This is a genomic window from Photorhabdus kleinii (assembly GCF_025384885.1).
GTDB lineage: Bacteria > Pseudomonadota > Gammaproteobacteria > Enterobacterales > Enterobacteriaceae > Photorhabdus > Photorhabdus kayaii.
The window spans coordinates 77,381-92,179 of the sequence record NZ_JAJAFY010000014.1 but is presented as its reverse complement, the minus strand read 5'-3'; the positions used below and the strand labels follow the sequence as shown (position 1 = coordinate 92,179).

Sequence of the window (14,799 nt, the reverse complement as noted above, 5' to 3'; positions counted from 1 at the left end):
TTAATTTCTCAGAAAGAATTAATGAAAGATTAAGTTTTATCCGTGACTATCGTCCGGAAAATCTCTCCTCGTTAGGCTGATGGCATATCACTGTGACAAGTGCCCCAGATTTGACAACGGAATAATATCGTAGAAGTATAGCATGATGAGATGGCTCATATTCATACAAGGTAACTATTTGAGGCTATACATGCCAAAGCGTGCAAAAAAACAGGAAACAACCCAACATCAGCAGGAAAGGTTATCCAGAACACCTTTGGAGAAAGGCATTCACCACGGTAAAAAAGCGATTTCTCTGACGGTCAGAGTAGGAAATTATATCCGCAATATTCCTATTATCGCCCACTTTATCCGTGCAACGCTGCGTTTTAATGATCGGATGGGTAATCAGTTTGGCGCCGCAATAACGTATTTTTCCTTTTTATCACTTATTCCAATCCTGATGCTCTCTTTCGCCATTGCCGGTTTTATTCTGGCCTCTAATCCCGATTTGCTGGCAAAACTGATTAATGGTATCGCCAACAGTATTAGTGATCCGACTCTTGCCAATACACTGAAAAATAGTGTCGATACGGCAATTAAACAACGTACTACCGTGGGATTGACCGGTTTGGCAATTGCGCTGTATTCCGGTGTGAATTGGGTCAGTAATTTACGTCAGGCCATTCTTGCCCAATTCCACCCTGTCTGGATGCGAAATCAGGAAGATAACGAGAAGATCTATTTTAAATATCTTCGTGATGCTATTTCTCTAATTGGGCTATTATTAGCACTGGTAATCACGCTATCACTGACCTCTATCGCAGGCTCCGCCCAAGCAACCATTGTTAAGATGTTAGGATTAGATGGCATTGAATGGCTGCGTCCATCTTGGTTCCTGATTGGATTGGCCATTTCTATTTCAGCCAATTATCTGCTTTTCCTATGGCTATTCTGGGTATTGCCTCGCCACCAGCCAGAACGTAAAGCATTATTGAGAGGGACATTAATGGCAGCAATAGGCTTTGAAGTGATCAAATATATTATGACCATGACGTTACCACGTCTCGCCAATTCCCCTTCTGGCGCCGCATTTGGCTCTGTTATCGGCCTGATGACATTTTTCTATCTTTTTGCCCGCCTAACGCTGTTCTGCGCTGCCTGGATAGCCACTGCGGATAATAATTATAAAAATACCGAATAAATGTGCCCTGGCAGAGCGATCTGCTAATAATAACCCAATGAATAAGGAGCTATTTATGCCGTTTGTTAATATCAGAATTACCCGTGAAGGTGCTACAGCAGAACAAAAGAAACAATTAATTGAAGGTGCTACTCAGTTACTGGTCGATGTATTAGGAAAAAATCCGGCGACAACTTTTGTCATTATTGATGAAGTCGATACTGATAACTGGGGAATCGGCGGTAAGAATGTGACGGAACTTAGAGCTGAAGCTAAAAAGTAGTCTCCAATGATGAAGGGCGGTATTACCCGCCCTTTTACCTCTTTAAGACGCTTTTGCATCAGGCTTAGATATCGGTGGTTGTGCCGGAATGTCAACTTTATCCTTATGTGGCGTCAGCGACATAATCTGATTAAAGCTGTTTCTTAACTGGTCGACATCCATCTCCGCTTCCCCTTTCGGTTGAATCAGAATAAATGCAACCTCTTGCGAAAGGATCTGCTTCAACTCACGATTAAGCATTTCAGGAGTCAATGAAGCTAAAAATGCTTGTCTCAAACGCTGATATTGTTCAGGAGCGATATCCACCACATTGCTCTGTTGGGACAAAAGGCGCTGATTAATCAGAATATCCGTGCTGGTATGAGCATACATGGCAAACAACTGGCTGAGTTGTGCTTGTTTTTGCGCATATAGCTCATCAAACTGCCCCTTCGGCAATCCTTTATCGCGTAGTGTGACCAATTCAGCCGCCAGATACTCCATTGCGGGTTTTAAATTACCAGCTGCCGTGTTGAGATTCAGGGCACAACTCGCACGATGATACTGGACTTTACAATCCAGCCCCAATTTCAACGCCTTATCATTTTTTCTTTCCAACCCAAGTTGCAGATAGCGATAAATTGCCTCGCGGGCAATATCACTAATCCAATAGTGATTAAGCACATGTGAATCATTAATCGGCTGCCAATTGAGATCCCAAATCAAGGATAAAGTATCTTCTTTCTTTTTATCGCTGATAATCCCTATGGTCTCCGGTTTCATCGGCGATAACGCTGCAATGGTGGCCGGAGTATGACGTTTACCTTTCAATGATGAAAACGCTTGGCTGATATTCTCCGGCAAAGTACGGCTATCCACATGTCCCGCAACGTATAACGTCATCATGTCAGGGGTATACCACTGCCGGTAAAACTGCTTAAGCTTCTCCAAATCAATAGGTTGAGGCGCGTTTTGTGCCGGATCGTGCCCTAACAGCGTTGAACCTTTCAAACGTCTACGCCACACGGGATCTTGTATATCTGGTGGATAGGTTGCAACGGATGTATCAGCCATTTTCATGGCATGTTGTAGAGTCTCAGGTGTAAATACCGCTTTGCCCGCTGCATCAGCCAACCAGTTCAATGCATCTTTTAGTAGTTCAGACCGATTATGTGGCAAGCTCAAGCTATAGAGTGTGAAATCATATGAAACAATAGCTGGAGGCAGCGGGTATTTTGGATCAATAGCACTGTCCCATAACTGCTCTAATTTGGTAGAAGATAAGCTTTTGCTACTAAAGAGCACGACTTTCGGAATCAACCAGGTATAACCCGTTTGTTGGGTTTTCTCCGCCAGTGACCCTGTTTTCACGACCAGGCGCAACTGTATTCTGTCGTTAGGACGTTGTGGCGTCTGCAAAATTTGCCAGTTAAAACCGTTTTCCAATTTACCTTGTTTCCAGGCAGGGTCAGGCTGCAAGGCTTCTGCCTGCGTCTGGCCCGCAACTGCCAGCATTATCCCACCAATAAAATAACGAATTTTCGTACCCTGCATGTGAACCCCTATAAATGTCTATCCTTGGTTTTAGCCTTCGAAGGTTTAACCATTGATGACAGAATATGTTCCCTTCGACCAATAATAACGGTAGAAAAAGCAAAAACCTGAATTTTAGCAGGCGAAATCCTGTCAGGATTATAACTGAGGATTAGACCTCAAACCGCCATGAATGGTTTCATGATGACGGAGGTTTATGTTTATTAAATTGACGATTATATCCCCTGATCAGCATACCCAGTTCATCATCCTGATGGTATTTAGGGCAAGCCATTGGCTCTGATGGTTGATCGTTATTAAGATCCCGCGCAATGTCTCGTAATGGGCGCACAACAATCCGGTTGATACACCAGCTTATCGACACCGTAAGGATAAGGGCCAGTAATAAATAAGTTGTCAGCATCAGCGCCAACGTATTAATGACAAAACGATATACTCGGTTGGAATCCACTTGCAAAATCAGATGCCCTAGCGGTTTAGCATCTGTCGATACTGAACCATAAACATGAAGAGGAATACTCACTTCCACAGGGATCCCAAAAACACGTTTAGCCAGTTCGGGGATCGAGCGATGGGTAGCAAAGCTCAATCGTATCACCCGGATATCCTCCGGTAACACCACATCCGCACGTCCTAAAATACCTACAGTGCGCAGCCCTATCAGCAACTCTTTTGCTTTACTGAGATCGGAATTAAGTAGTGCTTCCGTTAAAGGTGCCTGTACCTGAGCTGCCGCATTATTAAGCTGGCTGACATAATCATCTTTACGTTGCTGTATAAAATGACACAATTGGATCGTAATAAAAATAGCAATGGTCACCAGCGTGACGCCGGTCACTGCGGCCATCTGTTTAATGGTTAACGAACGTTTGACGCGCAATTTCATTTTTACTTAAACCAATGCCTGTGGATATCGCAGTTATAACACGTGATCAATGGAATTGAGTATACTTGATTTTATCGCTAGCGATCCTGTTTCACTTATCCAAGTCGTTATTTTTCTGAAATAATTGCCTTTGGTGGCTATCAGAAATATAAGTAAATATTTAAATGGTGATAATGGCTAACCCATTATCACCAAAGATGTTTTATTGAATAATTGCCAACCAATTATTCCACCGCAACATTTTCATCCTGATCAACCGCAAAACAGGCAATCAGTTGATCACTATATTGATTCAATTTTGGCTGAAACTGAGTACAAATGCTAAGTGCCCGGCGACAACGAGCGGCAAATGCACAACCGGGCGGTGGATTCATTGGGCTTGGTAATTCGCCGGTCAATTTTATCCGTTCACGGCGTAATTCAGGATTCAGCCTTGGCGTTGCTGATAATAATGCCTGTGTATAGGGGTGACGTGGATGACTGAAAATCATCTCCTTACGGCCTTTTTCCACACAACGACCGAGGTACATCACCATCACTTCATCAGCAATATGTTCAACCACAGACAAGTCATGGGAAATAAAGACATAAGAGAGTCCCAACTCTTGTTGTAAGTCCATCATCAGGTTCAACACCTGCGCCCGCACCGAGACATCCAACGCAGAAACCGGTTCATCCGCAATCACCACATCCGGGTCCAACATTAGGCCACGAGCAATCGCAATCCGTTGGCGTTGACCACCGGAGAACATGTGCGGATAACGGCTGTAGTGTTCGGTTTTTAGCCCCACTTTTTCCATCATCTGCAACACTTTCTCTTTACGTTCCTGTGCGTTCAACTTGGTATTGATCCGCAGAGGTTCTTCCAGGATCTGCCCAACTTTCTTACGCGGATTAAGTGAACCATAAGGATTCTGAAACACAATCTGGATTTTCTGACGACGTAGCTTTTCAGAATCTTTATTGGGTACCAGCAGATCTTGCCCCTGATAATAAAGCTCCCCGTCGGTTGGCTTTTCAATCATCGTCAGCAATCGCCCCAGCGTGGATTTACCACACCCCGATTCACCAACAACTGCCAGCGTTTTTCCCTTTTCCAATTCGAAAGAGACCCCATCCAACGCTTTTACCGTTCTAGCAGGTGAAAAGAGCCCCCCTTTAATCGGATAATATTTTTTCAGATCTGTCGCTTTTAATAACGGCACAGTGGATACTTGCTGCGCCGGATAAAGGTACTCACTCATACTGTCGGCCTCCCCGCATCATCCAACGGTATATGGCATTTCACCTGACGTTCTCCCACCGTTCTTAATTCCGGTTCCACCTGACGACAATGGTCATTTGCATATGGACAACGTGGATTCAGTAAACACCCGATAGGCCGGTCATATTTCCCCGGCACAACACCCGGTAAAGAAGCAAGACGGGATTTATCCGTAGCAAATTCAGGTAATGCCCGGAGCAACGCCTGAGTATACGGATGACGTGGTGCCCGGAAGATTTCCGATGCCTTGGCGGATTCCACCACCTGCCCGGCATACATCACGATAATATGATGAGCGGCTTCTGCAACCAATGCCAGGTCATGGGTGATTAATATTAGCGCCATATTTTCCCGTTGTTGCAACTCCAACAACAGTTCAATAACCTGCGCCTGAATGGTGACATCTAAAGCGGTTGTCGGTTCATCAGCAATCAGTAATTTTGGCCGGCAAGCAATCGCCATTGCGATCATGACCCGTTGGCTCATACCACCCGATAATTGGTGCGGATACACATCCAGACGCGATGCAGGATCCGGGATACCGACCAAAGTCAATAGATCAATCGCCCGCTGGCGGCGAGTACGACGATTGCCGCCTTGATGCACTTTCAGCGCTTCCATAATCTGAAACCCAACGGTATAACAGGGATTCAAACTGGTCATCGGATCTTGGAAGATCATTGCCACTTCCGCACCAACCAGTTGGCGACGTTCTTGTTCGGAAATTTTGGTCAGATCACGCTGGTTAAATTCCAGCTTGTCAGCCATCACTCTACCCGGATAATCAATCAATCCCATTACAGCCAATGAACTGACCGATTTACCTGAACCAGATTCTCCAACAATCCCGACAACCTGCCCTTGCTCCACCCGGTAACTGATGCGATCAACAGCGCGGAATGGTGCCTCTTCGTCTCCGAAGTGAACCGATAATTTTTCTACATTTAACAGTGCCATTTCGCCACCTCACTACTGCTTGAGTTTAGGATCAAGTGCATCACGCAAACCGTCGCCCATCAGGTTAAACGCCAACACTGTCAGCAGAATCGCCACCCCCGGGAACGTCACTACCCACCAGGCACTTTGTGCAAACTGCAATACATCAGACAGCATTGTTCCCCATTCCGGCGTGGGTGGCTGCGCCCCCATCCCCAGAAAACCCAAAGCAGCCATATCAAGAATGGCATTAGAAAAACCCAGAGAAGCCTGCACAATCAGCGGCGCCAGACAGTTAGGCAGAATATTGATAAACATCTGGCGCATGGAACCCGCTCCCGCCACCTGTGAAGCCGTCACATAGTCACGGTTAACTTCTACCAACACCGCAGCACGAGTTAAACGGATGTAATGTGGCAGAGACACAAAGGTCAACGCCAGTGAAGCATTGACAATGGATGGCCCAAATATCGCCACCAGCACCAAAGCCAGCAACAGGCTTGGCAATGCCAGCATAATATCAACGATACGCATGATGATGATATCCACCACACCACCGAAATAACCCGCCAGCACTCCCAGAACAACCCCCATCAACAGGGATAGCACCACCACCAGACAACCTACCAGCAATGAAAGCCGAGCGCCGTACATCAGACGTGAAAGTAAATCACGCCCAACATCATCAGTACCCAGAATAAACTGCCAACTTCCCCCTTCCTGCCATGCCGGCGGCGTCAGCAGAGAATCGCGGAACTGTTCAGCCGCACCGTGTGGGGCAAGCACCCCCGCCAACAGAGCAACCAACAACATCAGCACAATATAAACCAGACCGACAACAGCCCCTTTATTGCGCTTAAAGTAATACCAGAACTCCTGCATCGGCGTCATAATCTTCGGCGCACTGTTTGCAGGCTCAATCACTTGAGACATAATGTGCTCCCTATTTCTTATGTCGGATACGCGGGTTAACGATGCCATATAACAAGTCAACTATCAGGTTAACCAAGATGATCATGATCGCCACCAGTAATACGCCTCCCTGAACCACCGGATAATCCCGGCGTTGAAGGGCATCGATCAGCCAGCGTCCAAGCCCCGGCCAAGAGAAAATAGTTTCAGTCAGGATCGCCCCCGCCAGCATAATGCCCACCTGCAAGCCGATAACGGTTACAACCGGCAGCAATGCATTGCGAAGCGCATGGACCACAATCACACGAATACGACTCAAACCTTTAGCGCGTGCAGTACGGATATAATCTTCACCTAGTACTTCCAACATAGAAGATCGGGTCATACGGACAATCACCGCCAGTGGAATCGTCCCCAAGACAACGGCAGGCAAAATGATATGCATCACCGCATCTTTAAAATCACCGGTTTCACCCCAGAATAGTGTGTCGATTAGCATAAAACCTGTTAGTGGATAACTGTCATCAAGGAAAACACTGTCGCTTATCCGACCAGATACTGGTGTCAGATCCAACTGAACAGAAACCAGCATGATCAACATGATCCCCCACCAGAAGATCGGCATAGAGTATCCGGTTAGAGAAAGGCCTACCGAAGTATGATCAAAAACAGAACCCCGCTTTACTGCCGCCAGGACACCAACGGGAATACCGACAGCAATAGCGAACAACATAGCGCATATCCCCAGTTCAAGAGTTGCCTTGAAACGGGGAACAAACTCTTCCCACACAGAGATACGACTTTTCATGGAGATACCAAGATCACCATGTAACACATTACTTACATAATGAAAGTATTGCTGCCAAAGTGGTTTATCCAACCCCATTTCGGCCATTAGCTGGGCATAGCGCTCAGCCGATATTCCACGTTCCCCGGCCATAATGGTCACCGGATCGCCGGGGATCATATGGACAAAAGCAAAAGTCAGTAAAGTAATGCCAATAAACGTTGGGATTACCAACCCCAGACGTCGGAGTATGAACTGCAACATATCCCGAACTCTCTTTTTTAAATGCCGGTTACAGCTCTCAGGCCGTTTGGCTTGATAAGGGGGAGGACTTTCCCCCTTTGGCTCACAATTTAATAAACGCCTTAAGTAAGAACAGGATTATTCGAGAGACACGTTGCTGAAAATATGTCTGCCTAGAGGATCAACGACATAACCTTTAACTTCTTTACGAGTGGGTTCATACACCGTGGAATGAGCCACAATCAGGGCCGGAACCTGTTCGTGCATCACAACTTGAGCCTGTTTATAAAGCTCAACACGTTTAGCATGCTCAGCAACGATTCGGGCTGGCTGAATAACATCTTCAAACGGTTTGTAACACCATTTAGAGTAGTTGGAACCTAGTTCTTTGGCTGCGCAGCTAAACAAAGTTGCGAAGAAGTTATCTGGATCACCATTGTCTCCCGTCCAACCCATCATCACAATTTGATGCTCGCCATCTTTAGCTCGCTTCAAATATTCGCCCCATTCATAGCTGACAATTTTGGCCTTAACACCAATTTTTGCCCAGTCAGCCTGGACCATTTCAGCCATACGACGGGCATTCGGGTTGTATGCACGCTGTACGGGCATTGCCCACAGATCAATGGTGAAACCACTTCCCATCCCTGCTTCTTTTAGGAGCTGTTTCGCTTTTTCTGGATCGTACTGGTAATCTTTAAGATCATTGTAGTAACCCCACATGGTTGGTGGGATCAGATTTTTAGCTTTCTGACCCGCGCCCTGATAAACCGCTTCAACGATAGCGTCTTTATTGACTGCCATCGTCAACGCCTGACGAACTTTAACGTTATCCAATGGCTTTTTAGTGACGTTGAAAGCGACATAACCGACATTCAGACCAGGCTGTTCCAGCAAAACGATATCTTTATCCTGTTTCATGCGGGCAATATCTGCTGGATTTGGATATGGCATGATCTGACATTCGTTTTTCTGTAATTTTGCATAACGAACGGATGCATCAGGAGTAATAGAGAAAACTAGCCGGTCAATTTTGGCTTTATCTCCCCAGTATTGTTTGAAGGCTTTATACAGAATGCGAGAATCTTTCTGATATTGCACCAACTGGAACGGGCCTGTACCAATTGGATTCAGATCGACTTTCTCTGGCGTACCGGCTTTCATCATCTTATCTGCATATTCTGCTGACATAATAGAGGCGAAATCCATACCTAAATCAGCCAGGAATGGTGCTTCCGGGCGGCTCAGTTCAATCCGCACAGTATAATCATCTACTTTTTCAACCTTATTGATTATCTCACTCATACCCATGCCAATGAAATATTCATAGCTGCCGCCTGACACCTTGTGGTATGGATGGCTTGTATCTTTTTGCCGCATGAAAGTGTAGATCACATCATCAGCATTAAAATCACGGGTGGGTTTGAACTCTTTATTTTCATGCCATTTAACGCCTTTACGCAGATGAAAAGTGTAAACTTTACCGTCATCGCTAATATCCCATTTTTCAGCCAAGCTCGGGATAATTTCAGTTGTACCTGTTTTGAACTCAACCAAACGGTTATACAGTGGTCTGGAGCTGGCATCATAAGTTGTGCCAGCAGTGAACAATTGAGGATTAAAGCCTTCCGGTGAGCCTTCGGAACAATAAACCAATGTTTTTGCCTGAACGCTGGCGGTTACTGCCAATGCAACTAAGCTGACCCCTAGCTTCAATAACTTCGCCCCTTTAGAGAAAGTTGTCATTTTCTTGCACTCCATTTGTGGTGGTGTTGTGTACAGTCAGAATCTGCACTTTCTGTCAGAAACTGCGCTGTTTAGGTTTTGTTTATTATTTTCAGCTTATCAATTAAACAACTGTTGTCTCTTGCGTCAATAAGATCTCAACAGATGTCACAAACAACAGGAAAACACAAAGGAAACTAATAATTAACATAGTTAGCACAAAAACATGACAACTCGCACGTTTTATAGACAAAAAGACCATAAAAAGCTCATGGATGCAGGATTAATCACTATTAACCTGTGCGCAAAAATTGTGGTTGTTTGATTAATTAGTAAACGATTATTTCACTAGAAAAGATGATAACTGGTATAAAATGCTGTGTGCCGAATAAAATCGGCACCTGAAAAGTTAATCAAATAAGTATAACATTAATAATATAAATACATACAAAAACCTGTTACTAGTTTATCTACGTTTACATCACCTCTGGTTTCATTAATTACTCCAATTTCATCACATAAAAAACAACTTCATAGAAAGAAGGTAATTTTCTTAATTCCGCTATAAAATTATTATCGGTGAATAAACCAAGACGGTGATTAATTAGACATACATTATAGACGTGCTTAATGAGTTTATAAGCCTCTCTCTTTATAACCTTGTAAAAATTCCCCAGTTCAATAATAGACATAACAGTATCACTAATTTTCCCTAAATCTGTTGTTAACTTAGTTATTATCGGTCGTAATATTCCATCTATTTATACCTCATTATACCCTTTTGTCTTTTCTTATCTTACTTAAACCAAGAATAGTTAACAAAGAAACTATAACCGAGGCTGCAATCAAACTTTCAATAGAAAACGCTATGCGTGAATCAAGATATTGAAAAAGAATCGTAAATACAGGTATTAATAGAAATAACAAAGAGACATGAAGAGGGGTAATGGCATTAATTGCCTTCAGTACGAGATAGATTGGAAGTAAGTGCCCGACAGCAACAAGAATCAACATCGGAAGAATCATATCAATATTCAAACTAAGAGAAACATCGGATAGTGAAATATAACAAAATGAAAGTATCACCATTAAGATACTTCTAACAGACAATATCTCATATGTTTGCCATTTTTCCTTGAATAATTTCTTAGAAAAAATAGTGTATAATACCGTTCCTACAGCACCAATTATCACACTAACAATGCCAATAATCCTATCCTGAGTTGAGGTTGATGATAATCCACTATTTCCTAAAAATGTATTCACTAGCATCACACCTACCCCAATGAGAACTAACCAAGATATGACGACTTCTAATTTTTCTGTTTTTGCCTCGTCTTTATCGATAAAAGATGAAAGGAGGATTGTTATCGCAGGGCCACAAGCCACTGAAGCAACACCCACTATTGCAGGCTCAAGAAAACGTAGCGAAATGATTAATCCCCCCCAATTTAATAGAATTGAGATATTAACAATTAACACCAATAAGGTGTTCTTGCGGACCTTCACAATTAATTGATCAATCCCTTTGAAAATACTTATCATCATAAATAATAAAGTAGATGATATAAAGCAATAAAAGATAACAATAGCTGAATTTATCGATTGCGTTAAATACGCAACAAACACATCAAATGCTGCACTGATGAGGCAAAAAATAACCCCATATATTACGCCATTATATGAAGACATATATCACCTATTATTTTATTATTCCAAAAATTAAATTTCCGATATTGAACTGATTTTATTATTGCAAATTTATCTTTAATCTCCGCACTTCCTGTACTTAACGTATTATCAATAATAGAGACGCAATCACCCAACTTAATGCCATTGAGATCCATTTTTCCTTCAAAATGTTCAGAACTGATCTGTACAACAGTATTATTCATCTCATTCAAACAATAGGGATACCATCCAGCCATTGCTAATAGTATTCCTGTAAAGAGAGAGATAGCTGTTGCCAGTGACATTCACACTTCGAAAATACTCGACTACCGTTTATTCTAAACTTATTAATTTCGAGTAAAAGCGTGTTACCTATATCACTTAATTTCACAGTTATATTCCATTCAATGTTTATAGAAGATAATATTCATACACCATTCTTATCTTTTTTCAAACAAGTCATTCAATGAATGAGATATATTTCTCAGATGGATGAATTAAATGTCATTGATAGTAATTAAATGTTATTTTTTACTATGATATTATTAGTCGAATCCACCTTTTTTTAATTATTTGTTTTTTAAGTATTTAATTTATCTACCAAAGCCTATAAGTTTACGGACGAAAAATAGTTACAGGCTCCTGACATTATTCTAGCCATATAAACAGAATATTTGTTAATATACTCAAATAAATTCGCCACGTGACTAATATGGCGAAGCATATTGACGTAAAGTTAAAAATACAGTATTAGGTGTTGTTATCTGAACAGCCTTCTTATTAGAAATCTCCAAGGATGACGATGCATTTTTATATCCGATTTTCTTCTCACTTTTTCAACAGTAGCCAGAATTGGTCAAGACTCATTTAGCATCAATTCGTTTATCGGCTCGAAATGTAGTTTATCTAACTCTGATTTTCGATAATCTTTGACATTTTTACGAGATTAAATTATATCAAATTTATGTATAAATATTTTAATGGAGATGTAATAAATCTATATAAAAATTAAACAATTTATACCAAGATTATGTGCGATTACATTAAAAAATGGAAAGTCAATGGAAATGTTATCTACTGAAAAAAAATACTTAAAAAAAACGAACAATCAAATATTACCAGTCCATTCAACATTGCTGCACGAGAATTCACCATCATTTACTCTCCAAGGTGAAACCTCTCGTTGTGACAAAATTATTCAAAAAGGTGATCACGCGCTAATAGGGATAAGCCCCTTTAACTCCCGTTTTTCAAAGGACTATGTAGTGGACCTTATTCAGTGGTCAAGTCATTATTTCCGACAAGTTGACATATTGTTACCTTGTGAACGTGAAGCTTCACGCCTTTTAGTCGCTGGTGGAGCTGAGAATGCTAAGGCTATCAAGAAAACACAGCGCGAAATTAGACGTCATTTATGTAACCTTGATTATGCTATTTCCACAGCAATGTTAAAAAGTAAGCAAATCAGAGTTATTCAATTTTGTGACTTTGCACTAAACCATGACTACCAATCTCTTAAAACACAAGTTGAAAACGCGTTTAATGAATCAGAATCTTTTAAAAAAATCTGCCTTAATATGGCCTTTCAAGCCATAAAAGGGAGACTAAAAGGTACCGGACAATACTTTGGTCCAATTGACCTAAAATTAGTATATAAAGCGTTACCATATATTTTCGCTGAAATTCCCTTTTACCTCGATACCCCTCGATTACTTGGGGTAAAGTATTCTACGTTACTTTATCACCGTCCTTGGCCAATCGGAAAAGGGTTGTTTAACTGTAGTTATCCTATACAAGTAGGAGATAGACAAAGTTACGGAATCGTCACTCAACCATAAAATACAAATAATCTGATGAAATAGTAATTGTATTTAAAGTTAATAAGCTCTTAGTACCAAATATCTTTAGAAAGGAAGCAAAATAATGGCTAAATTAAGTTCTTTTAGTATTCACGATCCCAAGTTCATAAAAAATCCTTATGATTTTTACGACATTTTGCATAAGCAAGATTTAGTTTATTTTGAACAATCCCAAAACAGCTATTTTATTGGCAAATATGAGGATGTTGACGCTATTTTAAAATCCTCAATTTTCAATACTAAGCCATTAACTGCACTTGCCGAACCGGTTATGGGGGATCGCGTTCTTGCTCAAATGGAAGGTGAAGAGCATGCGTGTAAACGCAAACTCATAATGCAAGGACTTTCAAGAGATTATTTTAATCGCTACTACGAACCCATGATTCGAAAGATTACTGAAGATCTCTTACAACCTTATATGGAAAAAGGAAATATAGATATTGTTAATGACTTTGGCCGCGATTATGCCGTATTAGTAACATTAGGTATTCTCGGACTGCCAAGTGATAACTATCGTGATATAGCTGAATGGCACAAGGGTATCGCTAGTTTTATTACCCAGTTTGACCAAACAGAACCAGAAAAAATGCACAGTCTTGAATGTAGTCAGAAATTAATTCGCTTACTAAAGCCTATAATAGATCAGAGACGGTGTAATCCCAGTGAGGACATTATATCTATATTTTGTCAAGATACAGCGATGTCCATGAGTGAAATTACAGCACTGTGTTTAAACATTCTATTAGCTGCTATAGAACCTGCTGACAAGATATTAGCAATGATGCTTAATCACTTAATATCTAATCCAAGTATGCTTGATACAGTGCTCAAAGATCGCAGTCTGGTTCGAGATGCATTTGAAGAAACTTTACGTCTGACATCACCGGTACAGCTAATTCCAAGAGAAACGGGTGAAGACGTCACTATTTCTGGTATCGATATACCTAAAGGCGCTGTAATATTTTGTATGATTGGCGCAGCTAATCGCGATCCATCGGTTTTTCACAAACCAAATGAATTTGATCTATATCGAAGAAAAAATACAACTTCTCAACAGAAAGCAAATCGAAAAAGGCATTTAGCTTTTGGTGCAGGTACTCATGCCTGTGCTGCGGCTGCATTTTCACTCAATCAGTTGGAAGTTTCATCCAATATTATTTTGGATCGCCTGCACAATTTACGTTTTGCTAGTAATGATCATTATCAAGAAACAGGAGTGTATACACGAGGACCTTCTAAACTCCCTTTGAGTTTTGATCCAATAGCATCGTCTGCTGTCAAGGAATAGTCGCCCTTATCTGAAAATCACTATGGAAGCGATGGAATAGGAACATAAAGTTCATATTGTGGTGTAACGACGCCTATCAGCGGCATAATAGTGAATATGTGGAACTTCTGGAAAAACATCAGGCTTGTGTGAAATCGCTCCGAAGATCCATCTGGAATACTGTTAAGGGATGCCGGAAGTGAGTATCCCTTGAAACAATCAGGAGATACCTACATTTTATTATCGAAAAGAGGTGACTCATGAAGTCAAT

The 14,799-nt window shown here is 41.7% G+C and carries 12 protein-coding genes and 1 pseudogene; 4 read left to right on the top strand and 9 right to left on the bottom strand.

Translation table 11 applies throughout. The features are described from left to right. Positions 1-190: 190 nt before the first annotated feature. Both yhjD and LG003_RS09665 read left to right on the top strand, forming a co-directional pair. Positions 191-1,183, top strand: a complete 993-nt coding sequence (yhjD, locus tag LG003_RS09670; protein WP_112878593.1) for an inner membrane protein YhjD — start codon at positions 191-193, stop codon at positions 1,181-1,183. A gap of 55 nt (positions 1,184-1,238) precedes the next feature. Further along, the gene (locus LG003_RS09665) at positions 1,239-1,445 is read left to right on the top strand and encodes a 2-hydroxymuconate tautomerase family protein (protein ID WP_046395265.1); all 207 of its coding nucleotides are present in this window, start codon (positions 1,239-1,241) and stop codon (positions 1,443-1,445) included. Positions 1,446-1,487: 42 nt separating this feature from the next. On the opposite strand, the gene LG003_RS09660 is transcribed toward LG003_RS09665, so the two are convergent. The 9 genes and pseudogenes from LG003_RS09660 to LG003_RS09620 all read right to left on the bottom strand — a co-directional run. Further along, on the bottom strand, positions 1,488-2,978 hold the full coding sequence (locus LG003_RS09660; protein WP_112878594.1) for an insulinase family protein: 1,491 nt from the start codon (positions 2,976-2,978) through the stop codon (positions 1,488-1,490). A 178-nt stretch (positions 2,979-3,156) separates the two neighbouring features. Further along, positions 3,157-3,864, bottom strand: a complete 708-nt coding sequence (locus LG003_RS09655; protein WP_112878595.1) for a HAMP domain-containing protein — start codon at positions 3,862-3,864, stop codon at positions 3,157-3,159. Between the two features lie 224 nt (positions 3,865-4,088). Then, positions 4,089-5,108, bottom strand: a complete 1,020-nt coding sequence (dppF, locus tag LG003_RS09650; RefSeq protein ID WP_112878596.1) for a dipeptide ABC transporter ATP-binding subunit DppF — start codon at positions 5,106-5,108, stop codon at positions 4,089-4,091. Beyond that, positions 5,105-6,085 (bottom strand): dipeptide ABC transporter ATP-binding protein, encoded by a 981-nt coding sequence (gene dppD / locus LG003_RS09645; RefSeq protein WP_011144700.1) that lies wholly within the window; start codon positions 6,083-6,085, stop codon positions 5,105-5,107. Before dppD ends, dppF begins: the two co-directional genes overlap by 4 nt. Positions 6,086-6,097: 12 nt before the next feature. Then, positions 6,098-6,997, bottom strand: coding sequence for a dipeptide ABC transporter permease DppC (gene dppC / locus LG003_RS09640; RefSeq protein WP_112878597.1), 900 nt, complete (start codon positions 6,995-6,997; stop codon positions 6,098-6,100). A gap of 10 nt (positions 6,998-7,007) precedes the next feature. Beyond that, positions 7,008-8,027, bottom strand: a complete 1,020-nt coding sequence (gene dppB / locus LG003_RS09635) for a dipeptide ABC transporter permease DppB (protein ID WP_112878598.1) — start codon at positions 8,025-8,027, stop codon at positions 7,008-7,010. Between the two features lie 117 nt (positions 8,028-8,144). Next, the gene (dppA, locus tag LG003_RS09630; protein WP_112878599.1) at positions 8,145-9,752 is read right to left on the bottom strand and encodes a dipeptide ABC transporter periplasmic-binding protein DppA; all 1,608 of its coding nucleotides are present in this window, start codon (positions 9,750-9,752) and stop codon (positions 8,145-8,147) included. Positions 9,753-10,502: 750 nt separating this feature from the next. Beyond that, positions 10,503-11,423 carry an EamA family transporter gene (locus LG003_RS09625; RefSeq protein WP_112878601.1) on the bottom strand — a complete coding sequence of 307 codons (921 nt, stop codon included), beginning with the start codon at positions 11,421-11,423 and terminating at the stop codon, positions 10,503-10,505. 44 nt (positions 11,424-11,467) lie between these two features. Beyond that, positions 11,468-11,701 (bottom strand): annotated as a pseudogene (locus tag LG003_RS09620) (adenine phosphoribosyltransferase); the annotation flags it as partial. Between the two features lie 762 nt (positions 11,702-12,463). Here LG003_RS09620 and LG003_RS09615 point away from each other — a divergent pair. Beyond that, positions 12,464-13,240 carry a tRNA-dependent cyclodipeptide synthase gene (locus LG003_RS09615; protein WP_262980611.1) on the top strand — a complete coding sequence of 259 codons (777 nt, stop codon included), beginning with the start codon at positions 12,464-12,466 and terminating at the stop codon, positions 13,238-13,240. Between the two features lie 85 nt (positions 13,241-13,325). Further along, on the top strand, positions 13,326-14,549 hold the full coding sequence (locus LG003_RS09610; protein WP_112878603.1) for a cytochrome P450, cyclodipeptide synthase-associated: 1,224 nt from the start codon (positions 13,326-13,328) through the stop codon (positions 14,547-14,549). Positions 14,550-14,799 lie beyond the last annotated feature (250 nt).